Source organism: Glycomyces endophyticus (genome assembly GCF_039531525.1).
Lineage (GTDB): Bacteria > Actinomycetota > Actinomycetes > Mycobacteriales > Micromonosporaceae > Glycomyces > Glycomyces endophyticus.
The window spans coordinates 130,796-154,694 of the sequence record NZ_BAAAQF010000009.1 but is presented as its reverse complement, the minus strand read 5'-3'; the positions used below and the strand labels follow the sequence as shown (position 1 = coordinate 154,694).

The following is a 23,899-nucleotide window of genomic DNA, read 5'->3' as shown; positions in this document are numbered from 1 at the left end:
ACCAGAGCTAATGCGCGCGAAGTACGTGATGTCCGAGGTCTTCCTCGGACTGTGGCGCAACATCTCCATGACCGTCGCCATGATCATCACCATGGCCGTCTCGCTGACGATGCTCGGCGCGGGCCTGCTGCTGTACAACCAGGTCGACGTCATCGAGGAGTACTACCAGACCAACCTCGAGGTCGTGGTCTACCTCGACCGCAACATCGACGAGGCGACGACCGAGCAGCTCCGGGCCGAGCTCGAGGCCAGCGGCTACGCCGCCCAGGTCCAGTTCGAGTCCCAGGACGAGGCCTACGAGCGCTTCAAGGACACCTTCGAGGAGTCCGAGGACCTCGTCGCGTCCGTCGACCCGACCGTCCTCCCGGCGGCCTTCCGCATCAAGATGAACGACATCAACGACGCGGACAAGCTCATCGCCGACTTCAGCGAGCGCCCCGGCGTCTACCAGGTCACCAACCAGCGCGACATCCTCCAGCAGGTGTTCGACATCCTCGGCGGGGCCCAGCGCCTCACCCTGATCGTCGCGCTCGTGCAGGGCGTCGCCGCCCTCATGCTGGTCGCCAACACGATCCAGGTCGCCGCCTACTCGCGGCGGCGCGAGGTCGCGATCATGAAGCTCGTGGGCGCGCCGAACTGGTTCGTCCAGGCGCCGTTCGTCCTCGAGGCCGTCTTCGCCGGCGTCATCGGCGCGATCTTCGCGTTCGCGACGCTCATCGCCGCGAAGTTCCTGGTCATCGACGGCGAGTTCAAGGACCTCTTCAGCCTGATGCCGCCGATCAGCATGCAGTCGATCCTGCTGCTCCTGCCGATCCTCACCGGCATCTCGGCCGTGATCTCCGCGATCACCGCCTGGATCACCCTGCGGTTCAACATCAAGGTCTAGCGATGTCACCCGTTCGGGGCGGCGTGTCCCGAACGTCCTGAAGATCCGTCGCAGATGGACTAGATTCAGGCGCTATGAGGCGCATCGGTTGGCTGCTCGCGGCCCTGCTCATCGCAGGGACCGCGAGCAGTCCCGCGTTCGGGGTCTCCCAGTCCGAGCTCGACGAGGTCGAGCGCGAGAAGGCCGAGATGGCCGCCGAGCTGGAGGACGCCTCCGCCGAGGTCCGCGCCGCCGGCGACGTCCTCGCCGAGACCCGGGCCCGCCTCCCCGACGCCCAGTACGAGGTCGACGTGGCCCAGGGCCGCGTCGCGGCGGCCGAGTCCGAGGCCGCCCAGGCCCAGCGCGAAGCGGACGCCGCCCGCGAGGCCCTCGCCGCCGCCGAGGCCGCGTACACCGAGGCCGCCGCCGTCGTCGAGGAGGCCCGCGAGTCGCGCGCCGCCATGTTCAACGCCACCGCGCGCGGCGCCGAACTGCTCACCGTCGACGCGATCCTCGCCTCCGACGAACCCGCCGAGGCCATCGACGGCCTCACCTACCTCGAGTTCCTCATGGAGGGCAAGGACCAGGCCGTCGAGGAGGTGACCCTCGCCCGCCGCGAGGCCGCCAACGCCGAGAACGTCGCCGCCGCCGCCCAGGCGGAGGCCGAGGCCGCCGAGGCCGCCGCCGCGCAGGCCCTCGCCGAGGCCCAGGTCCGCGCCGCCGAGGCCGCGGCCGCCCAGCTCGCCGTCCAGCAGCTCGAGTCCGACCAGGCGGCCGCGCTCGCGGTCGCCGAGGACTCCCGCGACGAGGCACAGTCCGACTACGACGACCTCGAGGCCGAGTCCGAGCGGCTCGCCGACGCGCTCCGCCGCGAGGACGATGACGACGACCGCGACTCCGGCGGGAGCTCGTCCTCCTCCGGCGGCGGTGGCGGCGGCAGCGGGTGGGTCGTGCCGGTCGACGGCTGGAAGTCCTCGGACTACGGCTGGCGGATGCACCCGATCTTCGGGTACGCGCGCCTCCACGGCGGCACCGACTTCGCGGCCGGCTCGGGCACCACGATCCACGCCGCGGCCTCGGGCAAGGTCGTCTACGCGGGCTGGAGCTCCGGCTACGGCAAGCTCACCTGCATCGCGCACGGCGGCGGCGTCACCTCCTGCTACGCCCACCAGTCGAGCATCTGGGTCGACTACGGCGAGCGCGTCGACCGCGACGAGGAGATCGGCGCGGTCGGCACCACCGGCGACAGCACCGGCCCGCACCTCCACTTCGAGGTCCGCGTCCACGGCGAGCGCGTCAACCCCGTGCGGTACCTGCCCTCCTGCCTGTGCCGATAAGGTTTCGACATACAGATGTTCGATCGTTAAGCTTGCGTGGTGCCCAAGAAGAAGCAGGAGAAGGTCAAGCACTCGGGATCCGAGCGCTCGGTGGTCACCACCAACCGGAAGGCCCGCCACGACTACGAGATCCTGGACACCTACGAGGCCGGCATGGTCCTGTCCGGGACCGAGGTCAAGGCGCTCCGACAGGGCCGGGGGAACATCGTCGACGCGTACGCCGAGATCCACGACGGCGAGGCGCGCGTCCACAACTTCCACATCCCCGAGTACGACTACGGGACGTGGACGAACCATCCGCCGCGGCGCATCCGCAAGCTCCTGCTCCACCGCTCGGAGCTGGACAAGCTCGCCCCGAAGCTCGACGAGGCCGGTCTGACGCTGGTCCCGCTCTCGGTGTACTTCCTGAACGGGTACGCCAAGATGGAGCTCGGGCTCGGCCGCGGCCGCAAGAACTACGACAAGCGGCAGGCGATCGCCAAGCGCGAGGCCGACCGCGAGATCGAGCGGGCCGCCGGCGCCGCCGCCAAGCGCGGCCGCCAGGTCTAGGGAATATCGGTTCGCCTCCGCTCGTTGCAGCGGGGTAGAATTCCACAGCACAACTGAACAGGGTGATGAACACTCACTCGACGTTGCACCTGGCACCCATCCAGGGGCTGATCGGTTTCGACTCCGTACGTTGACGTGAGGGAAGCGGGTCGAGGAAGCCAACGCCGTCTCGTAAACCGATGTTGGAAACCAACAAGTGCCAACGCAAAGCAACGCACTGACTTCGCCCTCGCTGCCTAAGCGAGTGTGAAGTTTGCCGCTCCAGGGGCGCATCCGCCCTGGACCAGCGGCATCATCTGAGGATGCTGTGGCCGACGTCTTGATCGCTGGGACGTCGTCCGAGACTTTCGGCGATTAGAGCCCGTCCCACCGACTCGTCCGTGTGATCGGCGGGGCTCGATAAAAGGCACAGCGGACTGCACCCGGAGAAGTCTCACGAAGGCCGCGGAGGACCAGGGTTCGATTCCCTGCAGCTCCACAAGCGACAGGCCGGGACGCGCGAGCGTCCCGGCCTTCGTCGTGTCCGGCGCCCGCCGTTCCGGCGCGTTGTCGGATCGTATGTCCGTAAGATCACACTATGCACACGTTGTTGGTGATCCTGCACGTGCTGGCGGTGGTGATCTGCGTCGGCCCGGCCATGCTGCTGCCCTGGCTCGGCGAGCGCGGCCTGCGCGAGCGCGACGGCGACCGCGTGCACCAGGCGGGCCGCCGCACGATGCTCTTCAACGCCCTGACGCTCGTCGCGGCCCTGTTCGGGGTGCTCGCGACGACCACCAGCGACCGGTACTCGTTCGCCGACGCCTGGCTCATCATCGCCGCGACGCTGTACGTCGTCGCGGTCGTCAACGGCGCGGCCGTCATCCCCGGCGTGCTCGCCCGCATCGGCAAGGAGCTCCAGGACGGCCACGGCGTGATGGACGGCGAGCTGCTGGAGCAGCACCGCGGCCGCCTGCTGGCGCTGTCGGGCCTGAACCTGGTCTTCTACACCGCGGTGGTCGTCCTCATGGCCTGGCGGCCCGGGGCCTGAGCTAGTTCATCGCCGGGTCGGCCGGGTAGTGCGCGACCGCCGAGAGCATGCCGCCCTGGCGGCGCCACACCATCGACCACAGGTCCTCGGGGCTGGCCGAGAACGGGTCCGCCGGGAGCGCGTCGAAGACCATCCAGGCGCCCGCGTCGATCTCCGACTCGAGCTGGCCGGGGGCCCATCCGGCGTACCCGGTGAAGACGCGCATGCCCTCCAGCAGCGGCGCCACCTCGTCGGGGTCGCGGGACAGGTCGAGGGTGCCGAGGCGCCCGAGCACGGGCCGGAAGGCCTCGGAGAAGGGCGCGTCGGCCTTGCGCCAGCCGAGCCCGATGGCGGCGTCCGGCTGGACCGGCCCGCCCTCGAACAGCACGGCCGGGTGCCCGGCGAGCACGGCCCACTGGTCGAGGTAGTGGGCGACCTTGCGCTCGGTGGCGCGGTTGAGGACCACGCCGAGCACGCCGTCGGACTCGTGCCCGACACCGATGACGACGGTGCGGTCGAAGTTGGGGTCCTGGAGCGTAGGCGTGGCGACGAGGAGACTGCCGACGAACGACTTCGTCCGAGCCGGCGAGGTTTCGCGACTGACCATGGGGCCACCTCCGTTCTGCGCCCGCCTCCGCGTGAGAGTGCTGTCGGGGCCCTGGGTGCGGCCCGGTTTTCTCCCGCACGGTATCCCGCGGGAGCGCGCTTGCAGCAAGGTTCTCGCACTTTCCGGAGAAATACACCGTGGTGTCGGGAGCCCGACAGTTGTTTCCTCACTGAGGGTGTTCGCGACGGGACGATCCGGTGTCCCGCAGGGTGTCCAGAGACGCGCGATGGGCCCCAGGTTCCCCTGGGGCCCATGTGCATCGGCGTCTGCGGCTAGCGGAGTCCGGCGAAGAGGTCGTCCTCGGGCAGGCGGGTCTCGATCCGGGACTCGACGAGCTCGTAGTCCTCGGTCGGCCACGCCTTCTCCTGGATCGCGCGCGGCACGGCGAACCAGAACCCGTCGGGGTCGACCTGGGTCGCGTGGGCCTTCAGGGCCGCGTCGCGGATCTCGAAGTACTCGGCGCACTCGACGCGGGTGGTCACCCGCTCGCCCTTGTCGCGGGTCCAGTCGCCGGCGTCCATCCACTCCCGGTACGGGGAGTCCAGGCCGGCGTCGACCATCGCGTAGTGCAGGGCCTCGATGCGCGCCTTGCCGAACGAGTGGTTGTAGTAGAGCTTGAGCGGCTGCCACGGCACGCCGCGGTCGACGTACTGCGAGGGGTCCCCGGCGGCGTCGAAGGCCGCGACGGAGATCTCGTGAGTCTTGACGTGGTCGGGGTGCGGGTAGCCGCCCTCCTCGTCGTAGGTGGTCACCACGTGGGGCCTGAACGAGCGCATGATCTCCACCAGCGGCGCGGCGGCCTCCGCGGTGGGCACCAGGTAGAAGGCGTCCGCGGGGAGCTCGATGCCGGAGTCGGGGAGCCACCCGTCGGGCAGGCCCGAGTCGGTGAAGCCGAGCCAGTGCTGCTCGACCCCGAGGATCTCGCGGGCGCGGGCCATCTCCTCGCTGCGGACGCGGGCCAGGTTCGCCTGGACCTCGGGCCGGTCCATCTTCGGGTTGAGGACGTCGCCGCGCTCGCCTCCGGTGCACGTGACCACCAGGACCTCGATGCCTTCGCGCACATAGCGCGCCATCATCCCGGCGCCCTTGCTCGACTCGTCGTCGGGGTGGGCGTGCACGCACATCAGACGCAGTGTGCTTCGATTCGTCACAGCAGTCGACCTCGCTGGCTGGTAGACAGGGATCCAGGGCGCTCGGACCGACTCGCGCGCAGCGGTAGTTGTCGGCTCCGGCATTCTGTGCAACGATACTCGATAATCAATGCTTCCCGGTTTCTCCCGGAATCCGGACTCCCGGCGGCGAAGCCGCTGATCGCGAAGGAAAGCCGCGCAGATGACTGAGACGCAGACCACGGACGGGCGCGTGCCGGAAGCACCTTCGGGTGCCGCCGACGTGTCCTTCCCCGACGGTCGCTACGGTCGCCGCCGCGAGCCCTCGCGCCGCCGCCCCGCGGTGACCGCGGTCTTCACCGCCGGCGTCATCGCGGCCGGCGTCGTCACCGCGTGGCTCCTCACCGAGTCGTACGGGCAGGACGAGGTCTCCGAGCGCCTGCTCGCGTTCGACGACTCGGTGCCCGGCCAGGTCGAGGTCGTGTTCGAGGTCTACAAGCCGGCCGGCGAGGGCGCCACGTGCGCCGTCCGGTCCCGCGACCTCGCCGGCGCCGAGATCGGCTACGCCGAGGTGGAGGTCCCGGCAGACGCGTCCACGCACGTGGAGATGACCTACGTCCTCCCGGTGGAGGGCGACGTCAACACCGGTGAAGTACTGAGGTGCTGGCAGGCGGACTGATCGCAGACTCACGGCCCGTCGCACCGCATTCCGGTCGGCGGGCCTTTCGCTATCCGGGGCATGCGCGTGACGCGCGGCGGGACTCCACACTACGGATCGCACTAATCGGAGGATTGAGAACACATGGCTACCGACGCTAACCAGGGCACATGGCTGACCCAGGAGGCCTTCGACCGCCTCAAGAGCGAGCTGGACGAGCTCGTCGCGAACCGGCCGCTCATGGCCGCTGAGATCAACGCCCGCCGCGAGGAGGGCGACCTCAAGGAGAACGGCGGCTACCACGCCGCGCGCGACGAGCAGGGCAAGCAGGAGGGGCGCATCCGCCAGCTCCAGGACCTGCTGCGCAACGCGAAGGTCGGCGAGGCGAAGGAGAGCGACGAGATCCAGATCGGCACCGTCGTCACCATCGCCTTCGACGGCGACCCCGACGACACCGAGAAGTTCCTCCTCGGCTCGCGCGAGATCGCGGCGACCACCGACCTCACGGTGTACAGCCCCGACTCGGCGCTGGGCGCGGCGATCCTCGGGCACAAGATCGGCGACACCGTCGCCTACAAGACCCCCAAGGGCCTCGACATCTCCGTGAAGATCGTCGAAGCCGAGAAGTTCCTCGGATAGCGGACGCGCGGGAAGGGGGCCCTCCGAGGAGGGCCCCCTTCGCCGTGTCTAGGCGCGCTGCGTCCAGCCGACGTCGATCCGCTTGCCGTACTTGTCGAAGTAGTGCAGGGCGTCCATGTGGACGGCCACGGTGATCGGCTGCCCGGCGGACACCGGGATGTGCGGGGGGAGCCGGAACACGAGGTCCGCGGGCTTGCGGATCGGCCCGTTGTCGGTCTCGCGGCGCTCGGCCGGCGCCTGCCCGAAGCCGGAGAACAGGCCGCCGAGGCGGCGGCGCGGCTTCGAGCCGCTGCGCGCCAGGTCGGGCTTGTCGCCGATGCCGTCGGGGACGACCGCGGTCGCGCCGATGTCGAGGAACACGAGGGTCTCGTGGCCGTGGTGCTCGTAGAACCGGACGCGGCCCTGGATCGACTGGCCCGGGTGGCCTTCGGCGACCGGCGCGAGCGCCTCGGCGCGCATGCCGACGACGATGTTCTCCCCGTGGTAGCGGGCGACGGCCCGGCCGCGCAGGTCGTGCCAGGGCAGGCGCAGCTCCTGGTCGCCGAAGTCGAGCGCCACGTACCGGTCGAGGAACACGTTCACGCGGGCCTCGAGGAGGTTCATGCGCGGGGTGCCGAGGAACGCCGCGACGTACATGGTCGCGGGCCGCTCGTAGACCTCGTCGGGGGTGCCGACGTCCTGGAGGACGCCCTTGCGCATGACGGCGACCCGGTCGGCCATGGTCAGGGCCTCGGTCTGGTCGTGCGTCACGTACAGGGTCGTGGCGTCGTGGCGGCGCACCAGTGAGGAGATCTCCGTGCGCAGCTCGGCGCGCAGGCCCACGTCGAGGTTGGACAGCGGCTCGTCCATGAGGAACAGCTTCGGGCGCCGCACCAGGGCGCGGCCCATGGCGACGCGCTGCTGCTGGCCGCCGGAGAGCTGGCTGGGCTTGCGGTCGACGAGGTCGGAGATGCCGAGGGCGCCGGCCATGTCGCCGACGGCGTCGGGCACCGACTGGGCGCCGTTGCTCCTGCCGAGCTTCAGGGGGAACCCGATGTTGTCGCCGACGGACATGTGCGGGTAGAGCGCGAAGGTCTGGAAGATCATCGCGGCGTTGCGCTCGCGCGGGGGCAGGTCGTTCGCGTACTCGCCGTCAAGGAGGATCTCGCCGTCCGAGGGCGTCTCGAGTCCGGCGACCATGCGGAGCACGGTGGACTTGCCGCAGCCGGAGGGGCCGAGCAGGACGAGGAACTCGCCGTGGTTGACCTCCATGCTGAGCGAGTCCACGGCCAGGGTGTCGCCGGGGAACACCTTCGAGACGTTCTTCAGCGTGACAGCAGTCACCGTTGACTCCAGGGGTTCGAGGGTATGGACGGGTGGTCGGGCGGCGGCGCTGGGCGGACGTTGCCGGGCGGTGACTCGCGAGCTTCGCCATGGTTACGGGCTGACTGCTCGTAGCTTAAGCCTTCCGGTCTCCTTGAGTAACGGGGGTCACCCGCTGTTTCGAATAGCGCAGTCGCGCGGGGTGAACGCCGGTTCACAGGGTGCCACCTGCGGTTTCAGCTAATCGGGAGAGTCGCCCAATGGGCATCGGAATCGACATTTCGGTCGGTGGCAATCGTTTTCGGGGCGTTTTGGCGACACCCCGCACCGGCGTGCGGCCGCCCTCCCCGCGGCGGGCACTACGATCGAGGCGTGACGGAGCTCGTGACCCTTTCCGACGTCCGCAGAGCCGCGGACGCGCTCGCCGGCATCGTCCGGCGCACCCCGCTGGAACCCTCGCGCGACCCCGTCCTCGACGGCGTCCACCTCAAGTGCGAGAACCTCCAGCGCGCCGGGTCCTTCAAGATCCGCGGCGCCTACATGCGCGTCTCCGGCCTCAGCGAGGCCGAGCGCCGGCACGGCGTCGTCGCCGCCTCCGCCGGCAACCACGCCCAGGGCGTCGCCCTCGCCGCCTCCACCCTCGGCATCCGCTCCACCGTGTTCATGCCCGAGTCCGCGCCCCTCCCGAAGGTCGCCGCCACCAAGGGCTACGGCGCCGAGGTCATCCTCGGCGGCCTCACCGTCGACGACGCCCTCGAATCGGCGCACCGCTTCGCCGACGAGACCGGCGCGACCCTCATCCACCCCTTCGACCACCACGACATCGTCGCGGGCCAGGGCACCATCGCCCTCGAGATCCTCGAGCAGCTCCCCGAGACCGCCACCATCGTCACCTCCGTCGGCGGCGGCGGCCTCATCGCCGGCATCGCCGCCGCGGCCAAGCAGCTCAAGCCCGGCATCCGCCTCGTCGGCGTCCAGGCCGAGGGCGCCGCCTCCTACCCCGACTCCCTCACCGCCGGGAAGCCCGTCAAGCTCGAGAAGATGCACACCATCGCCGACGGCATCGCCGTCGGCCGCCCCGGCGACGTCCCCTTCGCCCACGTCGCCACCCTCGTCGACGAGATCGTCACCGTGACCGAGGAGGACATCAGCCGCGCGCTCCTCTCCCTCCTCGAGCGCAACAAGCTCGTCGTCGAGCCCGCCGGCGCCACCGCCTACGCCGCGCTCCTCAACTACTCCGTGGACTACGAGGGCCCCGCCGTCGCCGTCCTCTCCGGCGGCAACATCGACCCGCTCCTGCTGATGCGCCTCATCGAACACGGCCTCGGCGCCTCCGGCCGCTTCATGCGCGCCAGCCTCCGCTGCGCCGACCGCCCCGGCGCCCTCGCCTCCGTGCTCCGGCTCGTCGGCCGCTACGGCGGCAACATCGTCGACGTCTACCACCAGCGCTCCGACCCCCGCCTCAGCGTCGGCGAGGTCTCCGTCGACCTCTCGATCGAGACGCGCGGTTCCGAACACACGACCGAAATCGTTGCGGCCCTGCGCGACGCGGGATACTTCGTGTCGGTGGAGGGTCCTAGCATCTGAGGCATGACCAAAACGCTTGACGAACTCATGGAGCCCGGCTGGGCCAAGGCCCTCGCCCCCGTCGCCGACGACGTGACCAAGATGGGGGAGTTCCTCCGCACCGAAGTCGCCGAGGGCCGCAAGTACCTCCCCGCCGCCGAGCACATCCTCCGCGCCTTCCAGCAGCCCTTCGACGACGTCAAGGTGATCATCGTCGGCCAGGACCCCTACCCCACCCCCGGGCACGCCATCGGCCTGTCCTTCGCCGTCGCCCCCGACGTGCGCCCCCTCCCCAAGAGCCTCGTCAACATCTTCAACGAGTACCGCGACGACCTCGGCCACCCGCTCCCCGCGAACGGCGACCTCACCCCCTGGGCCGAGCAGGGCGTCCTCCTGCTCAACCGCTCCCTCAGCGTCGCCCCCGGCACCCCCGCCTCCCACCGCGGCAAGGGCTGGGAGCCCGTCACCGAGCAGGCCATCAAGGCCCTCGCCGAACGCGGCGGCCCCGCCGTCGCCGTCCTCTGGGGCGCCGACGCCCGCAAGCTCAAGGACCTCCTCGGCCCGATCCCCTCGATCGAGTCCGCCCACCCCTCCCCGCTCAGCGCCCGCCGCGGCTTCTTCGGCTCCAAGCCGTTCAGCCGCGTCAACGCGCTCCTCGCCGAGCAGGGCGGTGAGCCGGTCGACTGGCGGCTCCCGGCGCTGAACGAGTCCTGAGCGGCCGGGATACGCTCGGGTCGTGGGAATCGAGATCCTGGCACAAGAGTTCGGGCCGGAACGCGACCAGGCGATGGCCGGGCCGCTCGGGCTGTTCGTGACCGTCTTCCTCGTCGTCGTGACGATCTTCCTCATCCGGGGGATGAACAAGCACGTCAGGCGGCTCAACGAGCGCGTCGCGCGCGAAGCGGCCGCTGAGGCCGCCGCCGCGGCCGACGACGACAAGCCGCGCGCCTAGGCCCGACCGTGCCCCGAAAGAACCGCCGCCGGGACCAGCCCCGGCGGCCGACCTCCGGCGCCCAGGACCCGAGCCTCGTGGACGGTCCCGGGGGACCCGTCCGCGTCCGCCGCATCACCGGCGAGGGCGCCGAGAAGATCTACCGGTGCCCCGGCTGCGACCTCGAGATCCAGCCGGGCACACCGCATGTCGTCGCCTGGGCTGACGACGGCGACGGCGACGACCGCCGCCACTGGCACACCGGCTGCTGGAACGCCCGCGACCGCAGGCGCCCCGGCCGCTGGCGCTGAGGCCCGCCGGCCCCGCGAGTGCTGCGACACAGCGGGTGGTGCCGCACCCCCGCCACCGGGGATAATTCCGGCGTGGCTGTCATCAGATCCGCGAGCATGCTCCCCGCACGACGCGAGGCGCTCACGCTCCACACCGCCGACGGGCTCGAACTCGTCGGCGAACTCGCCCTGCCCGCCGACCGCGAGCCGGAGGCGACCATCGTGTGCGTCCACCCGCTGCCCACCCACGGCGGCATGATGGACTCGCATATCTTCCGCAAGGCCGCCTGGCGGCTCCCCGCGCTGGCGAACACGGCCGTGCTGCGCTTCAACACGCGCGGCACCGAGTCGCAGCAGGGGACGAGCCAGGGCGCCTTCGACCACGGCGTGGGCGAGCGCTTCGACCTCGCCGCCGCGGTCGAGTACGCCGAGTTCGCGGAGCTGCCGCGGGTGTGGCTGGTCGGCTGGTCCTTCGGCACCGACCTGACCCTCAAGTACGGCCTGGAGCCGGGCGTCGAGGGCGCGGTCCTCCTCTCCCCGCCGCTCCGGTACTCCAAAGAGGAGGATCTGGAGCGCTGGGCCGACGACGGCCGCCCGCTCCTGGCGCTCATCCCCGAGCAGGACGACTACCTCCAGTACCCCGAGGCGAAGCGCCGCTTCGCCGCGGTGCCGCAGGCCGAGGTCGAGGAGATCGCCGGCGGCGGGCACCTGTGGGTCGGCAAGGCCGAGGAGGCGCTGGACCGCATCGTGTCCCGGATCCTCCCGCAGTACGCCCCGCTGCCGACCACTTGGGACGGTCCGATGGAGCGCGGCGACACCTCCGCCTACGCGAACAAGACCGTCGCGGCATTCGGCGGATTCCTTCCCAAACCGGAACGGGAATAGCGGAGTGCGCAATTCCTGAAGCCGCCTTCAGGCGGCTTCAGGTCCCCTTCAGCATGCGCGCCGCACCATTGCCTCCACGCCCGGCGAACGGCCGGCGAAGCGGAGGAGGCGACGATGAGCACCTGTGAACACCACCGGAACCCGAAGCGGCGGCACCGGTCCGGCGCGGCGACCGCCCGGCCCGCCGGGGGCGCCCCGGTCGCGGCCGGCGATCCGGGCGCGGTCCGCGGGCCGGGCGCGGCCGCGGTGCGCCGGGCAGGCATCGCGCATCGCCCGCGACCTGCGGATCGAGCGGGGCGTGGGAGCGCCGTTCCGAGCCGAGTCGAATGCGCGCACCGCTTGCGGGCGACGGCCTTCGGGGCTCACGCGCAGTCGAGGAACTCGCGGATGCTCGTGGGCATGGCGCTGTCGGTGCAGCCGAACACGGCCACGAGCTCGTCGCCCTCGATGCGCCAGACGCGGCGCTCGGTCGAGCCCTCGCCGTCGCCGCCCGAGCCCCCCTGATAGTCCACTGTGGCGGCCACGTAGCCGCCGCCGTCGGCGCACCAGCTCTCGATGATCTCGCCGTCCTCCAGCTGCTCGCTGATGCGGCCGCCGAGCACGGCCGGGTCGGTGCAGACGGTGCCGGTGCTCTCGGGGTTGGTCGCGGCGTAGGTGGCGAGGGCGGCGCCGCCGAGGAGCGCTCCCGTGAGGGCGATGCCGGCCGTCGCGGTGGCGATCGACCGCAGCCGCGGGCGCAGTCCGACCCGCTCGCGGCCGGGGCGGTAGGGCGCGAGCTCGGTGGAGCTCGCGACGCTGACGGGGCGGAGCCCGCGGCGGGGGAGGAGGCCGGCGGCCACCGACTCGGGGCGCGGGCCGGGGGCGAGCGGGGCGCCGAGGGGGATGCGGGTGAGGTGCTCGCGGAAGACGTCGGCGGTGGGGCGGCGCCGGGGGTCGGCGCTGAGGGCGGCGCCGATGAGGTCGGTGAGGTCGGCGTCGACGCCGGGCACGTGCGGCACGGGGGCGGCGCGCAGCAGCGGGTCGGCCGCGTCCTCGCGGGCGTGGCGCACCCACGGCAGCCGCCCGCCGAGGGCGGCGTAGAGCACGGTGGCGAGGGCGTACACGTCGCCGGCCGGGCTGGCCGCCACCTCGCCCGCCACGGCGGCGTCGAGGTGCTCAGGGGCGGTGTAGGGGGAGGGGGGGAGGGGGGCGGCCAGGACGGGGGCGGTGACGTCGTAGGCGGTGAGCTGGAGGTGGTGCCCCGAGCCCGCCAGGATGTGCGAGGGCTGGATGGCGCCGTGGATGAGGCCCCCGCGGTGGTAGACCGTGACGGCGTCGCTCAGGGCCACGCCGAGGGCGCGCACCTGCCCGGGGGGCATGGGCCCCTGCTCGGCCAGGTGGTCGGCGAGGGTGCGCCTGGCGGTGCCCACCGCCAGGTACGGGCGTCCGTTCTCGGTGAGGCCGACGGCGGCGCAGGGGGACAGATGGGGATGGGCGGGGAGGCCGGTGAGCTTCGCGGCCCATTCGAGGAAGACTTCGCGCCGGGAGCCGTCGACCCGCTCGTGCGCGACGGTCACGCACAGGAGGTCGGTGGGGTCGGCCGCGACGGTGCCGCTGAACACGCTGCACACCGCGTCCCGGTGCAGTAAACGGTGGACGGCTGCGGGTCCGACGGTCGTCGTGCTCGACATCCTCACCTCCTCAGGGGGTCATCTGATCGGTGTCGTGATTTGGCACTAAATGTGAGGCTATCCCATCCGATCGGTCGAGCGGTAGTCGGCCGTAGGGATGTGGCACGAACAGGTGACCAAGCCGGTACTCATGGTCATATTCTGAAGGCTCGCCGGAGTCCGATGTGCCCTGTGGGGATCGAGTGTCGGAATTCGGTGAACTGGAAAAGCAACGATTCGGACACGAGACGCATTCGCTGTTGACGGTTGTGGAAAAACGTTGAACTATCGAATCCGTCTTGACCCCAGGGCGACGTCGGTCATGCCCCGGCAGCGCCCGGTACGAAGGAGTACTAACAGATGAACGTCAACCGACGCCACCTGCTTACCGGAACCGTCGGCGCGGCCGCCGTGGCTCTCACCGCGTCCGCTTGCGCCTCCGAGGACGGAGACTCGGGCTCCGGCGGCGGCAAGAAGGTCGGCATCGCGATGCCCACGAAGACCTCCGAGCGCTGGATCTTCGACGGTGACAACCTGAAGGCCTCGTTCGAGGAGCAGGGTTACGAGGTGACCCTCCAGTACGCGAACGACGTGGCCGCCGACCAGGTCTCCCAGATCGAGACCATGATTGGCCAGGGCGTCAACGTGCTGGTCATCGCCGCGATCGACAACAAGTCCCTGAACGGTGTCCTGGCCCAGGCGAAGGAGTCGGACATCACCGTCATCGCCTACGACCGCCTGATCCTGGACACGCCGGACGTCGACTACTACACCAGCTTCGACAACACCAAGGTCGGCACCCTGCAGGGCACCTACCTCGTCGAGAAGCTCGGCCTGGACGCCGGCGAGGCCGGTCCGTTCAACATCGAGCTCTTCGCCGGCGCGTTGACCGATAACAACACCAAGTACTTCTTCAACGGTGCGATGGAGGTCCTCCAGCCCTACATCGACGGCGGCCAGCTCGTCGTCCTCTCGGGCCAGACCGACCTGGAGCAGGTCGCCACCGAGAACTGGGACGGCGCCGTCGCCCAGGACCGCATGGAGACCATCCTGACCTCGTTCTACACCGGCGGTCAGCAGGTCCAGGCCGTGCTCGCGCCCTACGACGGCATCAGCCGCGGCATCATCGCCGCGCTGGACGGCCAGGGCTACACCACGATGCCGCCCGTGACCGGCCAGGACGCCGAGGTCGACTCGGTGAAGTACATCATCGACGGCAAGCAGGCGATGACGGTCTACAAGGACACCCGCGCCCTCGCCGACGTCACCGTCGACATGGTCGTCGCCGTGATCGACGGCAAGGAGCCGGAGATCAACGACGACAGCACCTACGACAACGGCGACCACGTCGTCCCGGCGCACCTGCTGGAGCCCGTGAGCGTCGACGTCACGAACTACCAGGCCGAGCTCATCGACTCGGGCTACATCGACGAAGCCGACCTGGCCTAGTCGACCCGCGAGACCCTTCTCTCGGGGGCGCCCCGTCCGCCTCGGGCGCCCCCGAACCTCTCCCCAGAGCAGTCCATTCAGTCAAATAGGACGAATCCATGTCTGAAGACATCCTCCGAATGCGGGGGATCACCAAGCGGTTCCCGGGCGTGCTCGCACTGTCCGGGGTCGAATTGGGGGTCAAGCGGGGCACGATCCACGCGCTCGTCGGCGAGAACGGCGCCGGCAAGTCGACCCTGATGAAGGTCCTGTCGGGCGTGTACGCCCACGGGGACTTCGAGGGCGAGATCGAGTTCGACGGCAGGCCCGCCGAGTTCCGCAACATCCGCGACTCCGAGGCCGCCGGCGTGGTGATCATCCACCAGGAGCTGGCCCTCGTCGGCGAACTCTCGATCGCCGAGAACATCTTCCTCGGCAACGAGCAGAAGAAGCGCGGCGTCATCTCCTGGGACCGCACCAACGCCGAGGCCGTGCGCCTCATGGCCCAGGTCGGCCTCCAGGACAACCCGGCGACGCTGGTCGAGAAGATCGGCGTCGGCAAGCAGCAGCTCGTCGAGATCGCGAAGGCGCTCTCGAAGGACGTCAAGCTGCTGATCCTCGACGAGCCCACCGCGGCCCTGAACGACACCGACTCCGAGAACCTCCTCGACCTGCTGCGCCAGCTGCGGGAAGAGGGCGTCACCAGCATCATCATCTCCCACAAGCTGGGCGAGGTGCTGGCGGTGGCTGACCAGATCACCGTGCTGCGCGACGGCAAGTCGATCGAGACGCTCGACACCGTCGGCGACGGCGTCACCCAGGACCGGCTCATCAAGGCCATGGTCGGCCGCGACCTCGAGCACCTGTTCCCGCCGCACGAGCCGAAGATCGGGAAGGTCTTCTTCGAGGTGAAGGACTGGACGGTCCACCACCCGGAGCAGCGCCACCGCGTCATCGTCAACGGCGCGTCCCTGAACGTCGCCCGCGGCGAGATCGTCGGCCTCGCGGGGATCATGGGCGCCGGGCGCACCGAGTTCGCGATGAGCGTGTTCGGCCGCAGCTGGGGGTCCAACATCTCCGGCACGGTCGAGCTCGACGGGAAGCCGCTCGCCCTGCGGAACGTCCCCGACGCGATCGAAGCCGGCCTGGCCTACGCCACCGAGGACCGCAAGCACTACGGCCTGCACCTCGACTACGACCTCCGCGAGAACTTCACCCTCCCCGGCCTCGGCAAGCTGTCGAAGCGCGGGGTCGTCGACCAGGACAAGGTCAACCTGGTGTCCGAGCGGCTCCGCAAGGACTTCGGAGTGAAGGCCCCGTCGGTCTACCAGCTCGCCGGGAACCTCTCCGGCGGCAACCAGCAGAAGATCGTGCTCGGCAAGTGGGTGTTCACCGAACCCGAGCTGCTCATCCTCGACGAGCCGACGCGAGGCATCGACGTCGGCGCGAAGTACGAGATCTACGAGCTGATCCACAAGCTGGTCGACCAGGGCAAGGGGGTCCTCATGATCTCCTCCGAACTGCCCGAGCTGCTCGGCATGTGCGACCGCATCTACGCGATGAGCGCCGGGCACATCACCGGTCAGGTCGACCGCGAACATGCCACACAGGAAGAGCTGATGCGCCTCATGACCCTTGAGACCGCCAGCGGGGGAGAAGAGCAACGCCAATGAGCACCGTCCAGAACAAGCCGCGCCCGAGCCTGCTCGACGCGCTGCGCAACATCAACCTGCGCGCCTACGGCATGATCATCGCGCTCGTGCTGATCATGATCCTGTTCCAGGTGCTCGACGTGGCACTGCAGAACCAGAACTTCATCACCGCGCAGAACCTCACCAACGCGATCCTCCAGAACTCGTACATCCTGATCCTCGCGATCGGCATGATGCTGGTGATCGTCAACGGGCACATCGACCTGTCGGTCGGCTCCGTGCTCGCGTTCTGCGGGGCCGTCTCCGCGATCGCGCTCTCGCACTGGGACCTGCCCTGGTACCTCGCGGTGCTCGTCGCCGTCGGCCTCGGCGCCCTCATCGGCGTCTGGCAGGGCTTCTGGATCGCGTACGTGCGCATCCCGGCGTTCATCGTGACGCTCGCGGGCATGCTCATCTTCCGCGGCCTGACCCTGAAGGTGCTCGACGCCGAGACCATCGGCACCTCCGGCACGTTCAACAGCCTGGCCTCGGGCTACGACGTCCTCGGCGCGGACCTGCGCCTCCCGACGCTCGTGCTCGGCATCCTCGGCGCGGCCCTGTTCGTGTTCTTCCAGGTGCGCGGGCGCGCCCGCCAGGCGAAGGCCGGCATCGTCGGCTCCTCGCAGGCGGCGTGGCTCGTCAAGACCGTCCTGGTCGCCGCGGTCATCGTCGTCGCCGCGTACACGTTCTACTCGTACAAGGGCCTGCCGATCATCGGCTGGATCCTGCTGGCGCTGGTCATGCTGTTCACGTTCATCGCGAACCGCACCGTCTTCGGCCGCCACATCTACGCGGGCGGCGGCAACGAGAAGGCCGCGCTGCTCTCCGGTGTGAAGACCAAGCAGACCACGTTCTGGGTCTTCGTCATCATGGGCGCGCTGTCCGGCCTGGCCGGCGTCATCGTGACCGCCCGTCTGCACTCGGCGACCCCGGGCGCCGGCGAGGCGCTCGAGCTCAGCGCCATCGCCTCGTCGTTCATCGGCGGCGCGTCGGTCACCGGCGGCGTCGGCACCATCATCGGCGCCGTCATCGGCGGCCTGGTCATGGGCATCATGAACCAGGGCATGACCGTCCTGGGCATCGCGACCGACACCGTCCAGGTCGTCCTGGGCCTCGTCGTCCTCGCGGCGGTCCTGTTCGACGTCTGGAACAAGAAGCGCTCGACCGGCGGCGGCAACGTCCCGCTCGTGGGGATCACCCCGGGCGGCTCGGGCGAGGCCAAGCGGGCGGCGACACCGGACTCCGGCAAGGAGCCCGAGAAGGCGTCCACCAGTTAGGGGCCCGCGAGGCCCCCGGCCGCGGCGGCGCTCGCGCGCCGCGCACNGGCCCGCCCGGCGAACGCCGGGCGGGCCCTTCCCTGGAACGACGCGGGCCCCGCACCGACACCGGTGCGGGGCCCGCTCACTGCGTCGCTACGAGGACGAGACCTTCTCGGCCGCCTCGCTGCTGCTGGCCTGCTTGCCGCCGTTCTGCGGGCGCTTGCGGGCGTTCGCGGGCTTGTTCACCGCGGCGTCCGCGGCCGGCTCGGCGCCCTCGGCGCGGCCCGCGCGGGCCTCTTCGAGGAGCTTCTTCGCCTGGGCGCGCGCGGTGGAGAGGATGGCCTCGGAGTCGCGCCGCGCGGTCTGCTTGGCGGACTTGGAGAGCTCCTCGGCGCGGCGCTTGGCGGTCTCGGCCTTCTTCTCGGCCTCGGCCACGTACGTGTCGCGGTCGGTGCGGATCTGCTCGGCGTCGAGGTCGGCCTTCGCGAGGATCTCCTCGGCCTTGGCCTTGGCCTCGGCGAGCAGGCGCTCGCGCTCGGCCTCGATCTCGGCCAGTTCGGCGCGGGCCCGCTCGACGTCGGCCTCGGCCTCGACCTTGGCGCGGTCGGCGTGCTCGCGGAGGCGGGACGCCTCGGCGGCCGCGTCGGCGGTGATCTGCTCGGCCTCGGCCGCGGCCCGCCCGCGGAGGCGCTCGGTCTCCTCGGCGGTCTCCTCGGTGAGCCGGCGCGCGGCGGTCTCGGCGGCCTCGCGCTCCTGGCGGCCCGCCGTGGCGGCGTCGTCGCGCAGGCGCTGCGTCTCGCGCTCGGTCTCCTCGGTGAGGCGCAGGGCCTCGGCCTCGGCGGTCTCGCGCTGCGCGCGGGCGGCCTCGTCGGCCTCCGCGGCGAGCGCGGCGATCTTCGCTTCGGTCTCGGCGGTGAGCCGCTGCGCCTCGGCCTCGGCCTCCTCCAGGCGCCGCTGGGCGTCCTGGCGGAGCCGCTTGGCCTCGTCGGCGGCCTCGGTGCGGGTCAGAGTCGCGTTGTCGGCGGCCTCGGCGCGCAGGCGCGTGGCCTCGTTCTCGGCCTCGGTGCGGACGGTCTGCGCGAACGTCTCGGTCTCCTGCTTGAACCGCTCGAGGTTCTCGACGGCCTTGGTGCGCAGGTCCCGCAGCTCGGCCTCGTGCTCGGCGTGCTTGCGCTCGGCCTCGGCCTCCGCCTCGGCGGCGATCCGGTCGGCCTTCTCGCGGGCCTCGGCGACGGCCTGCTCGGCGTTGACGGTCGCGTCGTCCTTGAGCTGCTGGGCCTCGGCGCGCAGGCGCTCGACGTGGGCGACCAGCTGCCGGGTCTGCTCGTCGGCGGCGGCGCGCTTGTTCTCGGCGTCCTGCTCGGCCTCGGCCACGAGCGACGCGGCCCGCTCCTTCGCCTGGTCCACCATGGTCTGGGCCTCGCGGGCCCGCTTGTTGATCTCGGCGTCGATGATCGCGCGCCGGTCGGCCTCGGCCTTCTCGGCGGCGGCCCGGCGCGCCTTCAGCGTGGTCTCGAAGTCCTTGCGGGCCTGCTCGATCTGCGCTTCGGCGTCGCGCAGGCGCTGGTCGGCACGCTGGTGCAGGTGCTGGGTCTGCGCATGCGCGTTGGACTTGATCTCCTCGGCCTGCTCCTCGGCGAGGGTGAGCATGTGCTCGATGCGCACGCCGAGGTGCCGGTAGGAGGCGTTGTCGCCCGCGGCGGAGCGCCGTCGCAGCTCCTGGATCTGGGCCTGCAGCTGCTGGATCTGGACCACGAGCCGGTCGATCTGCGCGAGCGCCTCGGCGCGTTCTCCGGCGAGCGTGTCCATCTGGAGCTGCATCTGCTGGAGGTACCGGTCCACCTGCCGCTTGTCGTAGCCGCGCAGGGCGGTCTCGAACCCCCGGTCGATGGGTCCGCCCTCATCGAAGCCGGTCAGGAGTTCGGAATCGTCGAGTCTGTCTTCACGCGCCATGCCCTCATCCTCACGTAAGCCGCGTCCCGCCACCTCCGGATAGGGACCGGATGTGACGGGACGCGGCCGAGCTGTGGTTCCTCCACCGTCGACCTACGCCTACGATCATTCTTCACTGTCGTAGGTTTCGACGGTAACGCGGATTCGCCAGGTTTACTTGTTCGTCGGGTTTTTCTACTTGTCGCCGTCCTGCTGCCCGAGCGCCCCGCCGAGGGCGCCGCTGACCAGACCGCTGAGGTTCCGCAGGGTCTCCTGCACCTGGTCACGCTTCGCGGTGAGCTCGGACACCTTGGTCTCGGCGTCCTTGGTGACCCGCTCCGCGTCGGACTTGGCGTCGGCGAGCAGGCGCTCGGCCTCGGACTTGGCGTCGCTGACGAGCTTGTTCGCGTCCTTCTTCGCCTTGGACGTGGTGTCCTCGGCGTACTTGTCGGCCTCGGAGCGCTTCTCCTCGCCGCGGGTCTCCGCGGACTTCGCGCGCTCCTCGGCGTCGCGGGCGCGGTTCTCGGCGTCGGACACGAGCTTCTGGGTCTCGGCGACCGCGCGGGTGTGGCGGTCGGACTCCTCGCGCTCGGCCTTCTCCTTGCGCTCGGCCAGTTCGAGGTCGAGGGCCTGGAGGTCCTTGTCGCGCTTCTCCTTCGCCTCGGCGAAGAGCTTCGCGGCCTCGGCGCGCTTCTCCTCCGCCTCGCGGGCGGCCTTGGCGCGCAGCTGGGTGATCTCGCGGTCCGCCGTGGCGCGGAGGGTCGCGACCTCGCGCTCGACGGAGGCCTTGAGCTCGGCGACCTCGTGGCCGGTCGCGGTGCGCAGCTGCTTGGTCTCGCGCTCGGCGTCGGCGCGCAGGGTCTCGCATTCGCGGCGGGCGTTGGTCCGCAGCTCCGCGACCTCGCGCTCCACCTGGGTGCGGAGGGCGTTGGCCTCGCGCTCGGCGTTCTGCTTCAGGCTGCCGGCCTCGCCGCGGGCGGCGTCGGTGATCTCGCGCGACTCCAGGCGGGCGGCCGAGAGGATGCCCTCGGTCTCGCGCTTCGCCTCGGCGCGGTGCTCGTTGGCCTGCTCCTCGGCCAGCCGCAGGATCTGCTCGACGCGGGTCCCCAGACCGGACAGGGTCGGGCGCGTGTTCTCCTCGAGCTGCTTCTGCTGCTCGGCGAGGCGCTGCTCGAGACCCTGGATGCGCTGCTCGGCCTGGCGCAGGCGACGCTGCGCGTCGGTCATCCGCTGCTCGGCCTCGGTCCGCTGCGACTCGGTCTGCTTCTGCTTCGCCAGGTTCTTCTGGATGAACTCATCCACCTGGTGCCGGTCGTAACCCCGCAACTGCACGGGGAATTCCGGCACCGATTGGTCGTTGTCGAAAAAGGTACTGCTGGAGGGCTGCTGCGACATGGACCAATACTTGCAGACGCGAATGGGAATGTCGACAGCAAGGTCAGGGGTTTGTGGAGGTCGAACCACCCGCAACACTAGCCGCAAATCGGGCGAATCCCTTGGAACGACACGGAAGTGGAACGGGGTAAACTTTCGGTAATCTCCAGGTATCACCCGAATGGCGTCGCCTATCCGACACTCCCGGTGAACCGCGCCCCTGACCTGCGAAGCGCCCTAAGCGGGTTCGACGAGCTCGACCAGCACGCCCCCCGCGTCCTTCGGGTGCACGAAGTTGATCCGCGACCCCGCGGTGCCCTCCCGCGCCTCGTCGTAGAGGAGCCGCGCGCCCCTCGCCCGGAGCGCGTCCGCGGCGGCGTCGACGTCCTCGACGATGAACGCCAGCTGCTGGAGGCCGGGGCCCTTGGTCCCCAGGAACCTCGCGATCGTCGACTCCGGGGTCAGCGGGGCGAGCAGCTGCACCTGCGCGCCGCCCTCGGGCCACGCGACCATCACCTCGACGACGCCCTGCGCCTCGTTGACCTCGCGGTGCACCGCCTTCCCGCCGAGTGCGCCCTCGTACCACTCCAGGGCCGCGTCGAGGTCGGGCACCGCGATGCCGATGTGATCGATGCGCCGCAATCCGATTCCGTCCGTGAACGTCATACGATCGAGCCTATCGAGCGAATCGACCAACGGAGGTCCGCCATGAACGACCACTCGGCCCTTGACGACACGACCGTCATCCTCGCCGCCGCCCGGACACCCATCGGGCGCTTCAACGGGGCCCTCGCCGACACCCCGGCCACCGACCTGGCCGGGACCGCGATCCGAGCCGCCATCGAACGCGCGGGCGTCAGCCCCGACCTGGTCGACCAGGTCCTCCTCGGACAGGTCCTGTCCGCGGGGTGCGGCCAGAACCCCGCGCGCCAGGCCGCCGTGGCCGCCGGGCTCCCCATGCGCGTGCCCGCGCTGGCGATCAACAAGGTGTGCCTGTCGGGCCTCACCGCCGTCGGATTCGCCGACCAGCTCATCCGCGGCGGCGCCGCGGACGTGGTCGTCGCCGGCGGCATGGAGTCGATGAGCCGCGCCCCGCACCTGCTGCCCGGCTCGCGCCGCGGCTTCAAGTACGGCGACGCCGTCCTCCTCGACCACCTCGCCCACGACGGCCTCACCGACGCCTACGACGGCATCTCCATGGGCGAGTCCACCGAGCGCCACCTCAAGGGCCGCTCGCTCACCCGCGAGCAGCAGGACGCCTTCGCCGCCGACTCGCACCGGAAGGCCGCCAAGGCCGCCGAGCGCCTCGCCGAGGAGATCACCCCCGTCGAGACCCGCCGCGGCTACGTCGACGCCGACGAGGGGGTCCGCCCCGAGTCGACCCCCGAGAGCCTCGCGCAGCTGCGCCCGGCCTTCACCGAGAACGGCACCATCACCGCCGCCTCCGCCTCCCAGATCTCCGACGGCGCCGCCGCGCTCGTGCTCACCCGCCGGTCGCTCGCCGAGGCCAACGGCTGGGCCTGGACCGCCGAGATCCTCGCGTACGCCGCCGTCGCCGGCCCCGACAACTCCCTCCTGGACCAGCCCGCCAACGCGATCGCGAAGGCCCTCGCCCTCGCCGGCGCCACCGCCGCCGACCTCGACGTGGTCGAGATGAACGAGGCCTTCGCCGCCGTCGTCCTCGCCTCCGCCGAGACCCTCGGCGTCGACCTCGACCGCGTCAACCCCGACGGCGGCGCGATCGCCCTCGGCCACCCGATCGGCGCCTCCGGCGCCCGCCTCGCCCAGACCCTCGCCCGCCAGCTCGCCCCCGGCGCGCTCGGCGCCGCCGGCCTGTGCGGCGGCGGCGGGCAGGGCGACGCCATCGTCCTCAAGGGAGCCTGATGGCGCCGCTCGACCGCCCCCTGGAGGACACCGTCGCGGCGGCCCGGGCGGGCGACCGCCGGGCCACCGCCCGCCTCCTCACCGTCGTGGAGAACAGCACCGCCGACGCCCCCGCGCTCGCCGCCCTCGTGAAGGGCGGCGACGCGCAGGTCGTCGGCGTCACCGGCTCGCCCGGCGTCGGCAAGTCCACGCTCGTCTCCGCCCTCATCGCCGCCTGGCGCTCCCAGGGCCTGCGCGTCGGCGTGCTCGCCGTCGACCCGTCGAGCCCGTTCTCCGGCGGCGCGATCCTCGGCGACCGCGTCCGCATGGCCGACCACGCCCTCGATCCCGAGGTCTACATCCGCTCGATCGCCACCCGCGGCCACCTCGGCGGCCTCGCCGCCACGACCGGCGCGGGCGTGCGCCTCCTCGAAGGGCTCGGCTTCGACGTCGTCATCGTCGAGACCGTCGGCGTCGGCCAGGCCGAGGTCGAGATCGCCTCGCTCGCCGACACCACCCTCCTGCTGCTCGCCCCCGGCATGGGCGACGGCATCCAGGCGGTCAAGGCCGGCGTCGTCGAGATCGCCGACGTGTACGTCGTCAACAAGGCCGACCGGCCCGGCGCCGACGGCACCGTCCGCGACCTGCGCGCCATGATGAGCCTCGTGCGCCGCGACCCCGGCGAGTGGCGCCAGCCCGTCTGCACCACCATCGCCTCCGAGGCGAAGGGGATCGACGACCTCGTCGCCGCCGTCGCCAAGCACCACGACTGGCTCGCCGAGGGCGACCGCCTCGCCGACCAGCGGCGCCGCCGCGCCGCCGCCGAGATCCGCGCCCGGGTCGACGCGGCCCTGCGCGAGCGGTACAAGGTGACGGAGGCGCTGGCCGAGGCCGTCGCGAGCGGCGAGACCGACGTGGCGTCGGCGGCGCGGAGCGTTCTCGGCGACACCGGCTAAACC

At 70.9% G+C, this 23,899-nt stretch carries 23 protein-coding genes and 1 other RNA gene; 17 read left to right on the top strand and 7 right to left on the bottom strand.

The features are described from left to right. Positions 1-10 precede the first annotated feature (10 nt). The 5 genes from ftsX to ABD419_RS13490 all read left to right on the top strand — a co-directional run bounded on the left by ftsX (position 11) and on the right by ABD419_RS13490 (position 3,778). Positions 11-886 (top strand): permease-like cell division protein FtsX, encoded by an 876-nt coding sequence (ftsX, locus tag ABD419_RS13510; protein ID WP_344487206.1) that lies wholly within the window; start codon positions 11-13, stop codon positions 884-886. 74 nt (positions 887-960) lie between these two features. Beyond that, the gene (locus ABD419_RS13505; protein WP_344487204.1) at positions 961-2,202 is read left to right on the top strand and encodes a peptidoglycan DD-metalloendopeptidase family protein; all 1,242 of its coding nucleotides are present in this window, start codon (positions 961-963) and stop codon (positions 2,200-2,202) included. A gap of 39 nt (positions 2,203-2,241) precedes the next feature. Then, positions 2,242-2,751 carry an SsrA-binding protein SmpB gene (gene smpB / locus ABD419_RS13500; protein WP_344487202.1) on the top strand — a complete coding sequence of 170 codons (510 nt, stop codon included), beginning with the start codon at positions 2,242-2,244 and terminating at the stop codon, positions 2,749-2,751. A gap of 103 nt (positions 2,752-2,854) precedes the next feature. Further along, positions 2,855-3,232, top strand: a transfer-messenger RNA (tmRNA) gene (ssrA, locus tag ABD419_RS13495). A gap of 96 nt (positions 3,233-3,328) precedes the next feature. Continuing rightward, entirely contained in the window at positions 3,329-3,778 is a 450-nt protein-coding gene (locus tag ABD419_RS13490) for a DUF2269 family protein (RefSeq protein ID WP_344487200.1), read from the top strand. A gap of 1 nt (position 3,779) precedes the next feature. Here the strand turns inward: ABD419_RS13490 and ABD419_RS13485 are convergent, their stop codons facing one another. Beyond that, complete coding sequence (locus tag ABD419_RS13485) at positions 3,780-4,364, bottom strand: YqgE/AlgH family protein (protein ID WP_344487198.1); 585 nt, start codon at positions 4,362-4,364, stop codon at positions 3,780-3,782. Between the two features lie 272 nt (positions 4,365-4,636). Continuing rightward, positions 4,637-5,488: a mycothiol conjugate amidase Mca gene (gene mca, locus ABD419_RS13480; protein WP_344487196.1), complete on the bottom strand. Its 852-nt coding sequence runs from the start codon at positions 5,486-5,488 to the stop codon at positions 4,637-4,639. 208 nt (positions 5,489-5,696) lie between these two features. Between mca and ABD419_RS13475 the strand changes: the two genes are divergently transcribed. Together ABD419_RS13475 and greA are read left to right on the top strand one after the other, a co-directional pair. Next, on the top strand, positions 5,697-6,152 hold the full coding sequence (locus ABD419_RS13475) for a DUF4307 domain-containing protein (RefSeq protein ID WP_344487194.1): 456 nt from the start codon (positions 5,697-5,699) through the stop codon (positions 6,150-6,152). A gap of 123 nt (positions 6,153-6,275) precedes the next feature. After that, positions 6,276-6,770: a transcription elongation factor GreA gene (gene greA, locus ABD419_RS13470; protein ID WP_344487192.1), complete on the top strand. Its 495-nt coding sequence runs from the start codon at positions 6,276-6,278 to the stop codon at positions 6,768-6,770. A 48-nt stretch (positions 6,771-6,818) separates the two neighbouring features. Here the strand turns inward: greA and ABD419_RS13465 are convergent, their stop codons facing one another. Further along, positions 6,819-8,093, bottom strand: coding sequence for an ABC transporter ATP-binding protein (locus tag ABD419_RS13465; RefSeq protein ID WP_344487190.1), 1,275 nt, complete (start codon positions 8,091-8,093; stop codon positions 6,819-6,821). Between the two features lie 351 nt (positions 8,094-8,444). On the opposite strand from ABD419_RS13465, the gene ilvA reads away from it, so the two are divergent. The 5 genes from ilvA (at position 8,445) to ABD419_RS13440 (ending at position 11,744) form a co-directional block, all read left to right on the top strand. Then, the gene (gene ilvA, locus ABD419_RS13460) at positions 8,445-9,659 is read left to right on the top strand and encodes a threonine ammonia-lyase (RefSeq protein ID WP_344487188.1); all 1,215 of its coding nucleotides are present in this window, start codon (positions 8,445-8,447) and stop codon (positions 9,657-9,659) included. 3 nt (positions 9,660-9,662) lie between these two features. Continuing rightward, positions 9,663-10,352 carry a uracil-DNA glycosylase gene (locus ABD419_RS13455; RefSeq protein WP_344487186.1) on the top strand — a complete coding sequence of 230 codons (690 nt, stop codon included), beginning with the start codon at positions 9,663-9,665 and terminating at the stop codon, positions 10,350-10,352. Positions 10,353-10,374: 22 nt separating this feature from the next. Continuing rightward, positions 10,375-10,590, top strand: coding sequence for a hypothetical protein (locus ABD419_RS13450; protein ID WP_344487184.1), 216 nt, complete (start codon positions 10,375-10,377; stop codon positions 10,588-10,590). 8 nt (positions 10,591-10,598) lie between these two features. Continuing rightward, on the top strand, positions 10,599-10,880 hold the full coding sequence (locus ABD419_RS13445; RefSeq protein WP_425556043.1) for a hypothetical protein: 282 nt from the start codon (positions 10,599-10,601) through the stop codon (positions 10,878-10,880). A gap of 96 nt (positions 10,881-10,976) precedes the next feature. Then, entirely contained in the window at positions 10,977-11,744 is a 768-nt protein-coding gene (locus tag ABD419_RS13440) for an alpha/beta hydrolase (RefSeq protein WP_344487312.1), read from the top strand. Between the two features lie 362 nt (positions 11,745-12,106). Here ABD419_RS13440 and ABD419_RS13435 read toward each other — a convergent pair whose 3' ends face one another. Continuing rightward, on the bottom strand, positions 12,107-13,414 hold the full coding sequence (locus ABD419_RS13435) for a protein kinase domain-containing protein (RefSeq protein ID WP_344487182.1): 1,308 nt from the start codon (positions 13,412-13,414) through the stop codon (positions 12,107-12,109). Positions 13,415-13,753: 339 nt separating this feature from the next. On the opposite strand from ABD419_RS13435, the gene chvE reads away from it, so the two are divergent. The 3 genes from chvE to mmsB all read left to right on the top strand — a co-directional run bounded on the left by chvE (position 13,754) and on the right by mmsB (position 17,789). Beyond that, positions 13,754-14,842, top strand: coding sequence for a multiple monosaccharide ABC transporter substrate-binding protein (gene chvE, locus ABD419_RS13430; RefSeq protein WP_344487180.1), 1,089 nt, complete (start codon positions 13,754-13,756; stop codon positions 14,840-14,842). Between the two features lie 98 nt (positions 14,843-14,940). Next, positions 14,941-16,494, top strand: a complete 1,554-nt coding sequence (gene mmsA / locus ABD419_RS13425) for a multiple monosaccharide ABC transporter ATP-binding protein (protein ID WP_344487178.1) — start codon at positions 14,941-14,943, stop codon at positions 16,492-16,494. Then, positions 16,491-17,789 carry a multiple monosaccharide ABC transporter permease gene (mmsB, locus tag ABD419_RS13420; RefSeq protein WP_344487176.1) on the top strand — a complete coding sequence of 433 codons (1,299 nt, stop codon included), beginning with the start codon at positions 16,491-16,493 and terminating at the stop codon, positions 17,787-17,789. Before mmsA ends, mmsB begins: the two co-directional genes overlap by 4 nt. Before the next feature lie 135 nt (positions 17,790-17,924). Here the strand turns inward: mmsB and ABD419_RS13415 are convergent, their stop codons facing one another. The 3 genes from ABD419_RS13415 to mce form a co-directional block, all read right to left on the bottom strand. Further along, on the bottom strand, positions 17,925-19,724 hold the full coding sequence (locus ABD419_RS13415; RefSeq protein WP_344487174.1) for a DivIVA domain-containing protein: 1,800 nt from the start codon (positions 19,722-19,724) through the stop codon (positions 17,925-17,927). A gap of 174 nt (positions 19,725-19,898) precedes the next feature. After that, a complete protein-coding gene (locus ABD419_RS13410; RefSeq protein ID WP_344487172.1) occupies positions 19,899-21,098 on the bottom strand; it encodes a cell division protein DivIVA in 1,200 nt (399 codons plus the stop codon). A 216-nt stretch (positions 21,099-21,314) separates the two neighbouring features. After that, on the bottom strand, positions 21,315-21,743 hold the full coding sequence (gene mce / locus ABD419_RS13405; protein WP_344487170.1) for a methylmalonyl-CoA epimerase: 429 nt from the start codon (positions 21,741-21,743) through the stop codon (positions 21,315-21,317). Between the two features lie 42 nt (positions 21,744-21,785). Between mce and ABD419_RS13400 the strand changes: the two genes are divergently transcribed. Together ABD419_RS13400 and meaB are read left to right on the top strand one after the other, a co-directional pair. Beyond that, positions 21,786-22,961, top strand: a complete 1,176-nt coding sequence (locus ABD419_RS13400) for an acetyl-CoA C-acyltransferase (RefSeq protein ID WP_344487168.1) — start codon at positions 21,786-21,788, stop codon at positions 22,959-22,961. Continuing rightward, a complete protein-coding gene (gene meaB / locus ABD419_RS13395) occupies positions 22,961-23,896 on the top strand; it encodes a methylmalonyl Co-A mutase-associated GTPase MeaB (RefSeq protein ID WP_344487166.1) in 936 nt (311 codons plus the stop codon). The genes ABD419_RS13400 and meaB overlap by 1 nt, the downstream gene beginning before the upstream one ends. Positions 23,897-23,899 lie beyond the last annotated feature (3 nt).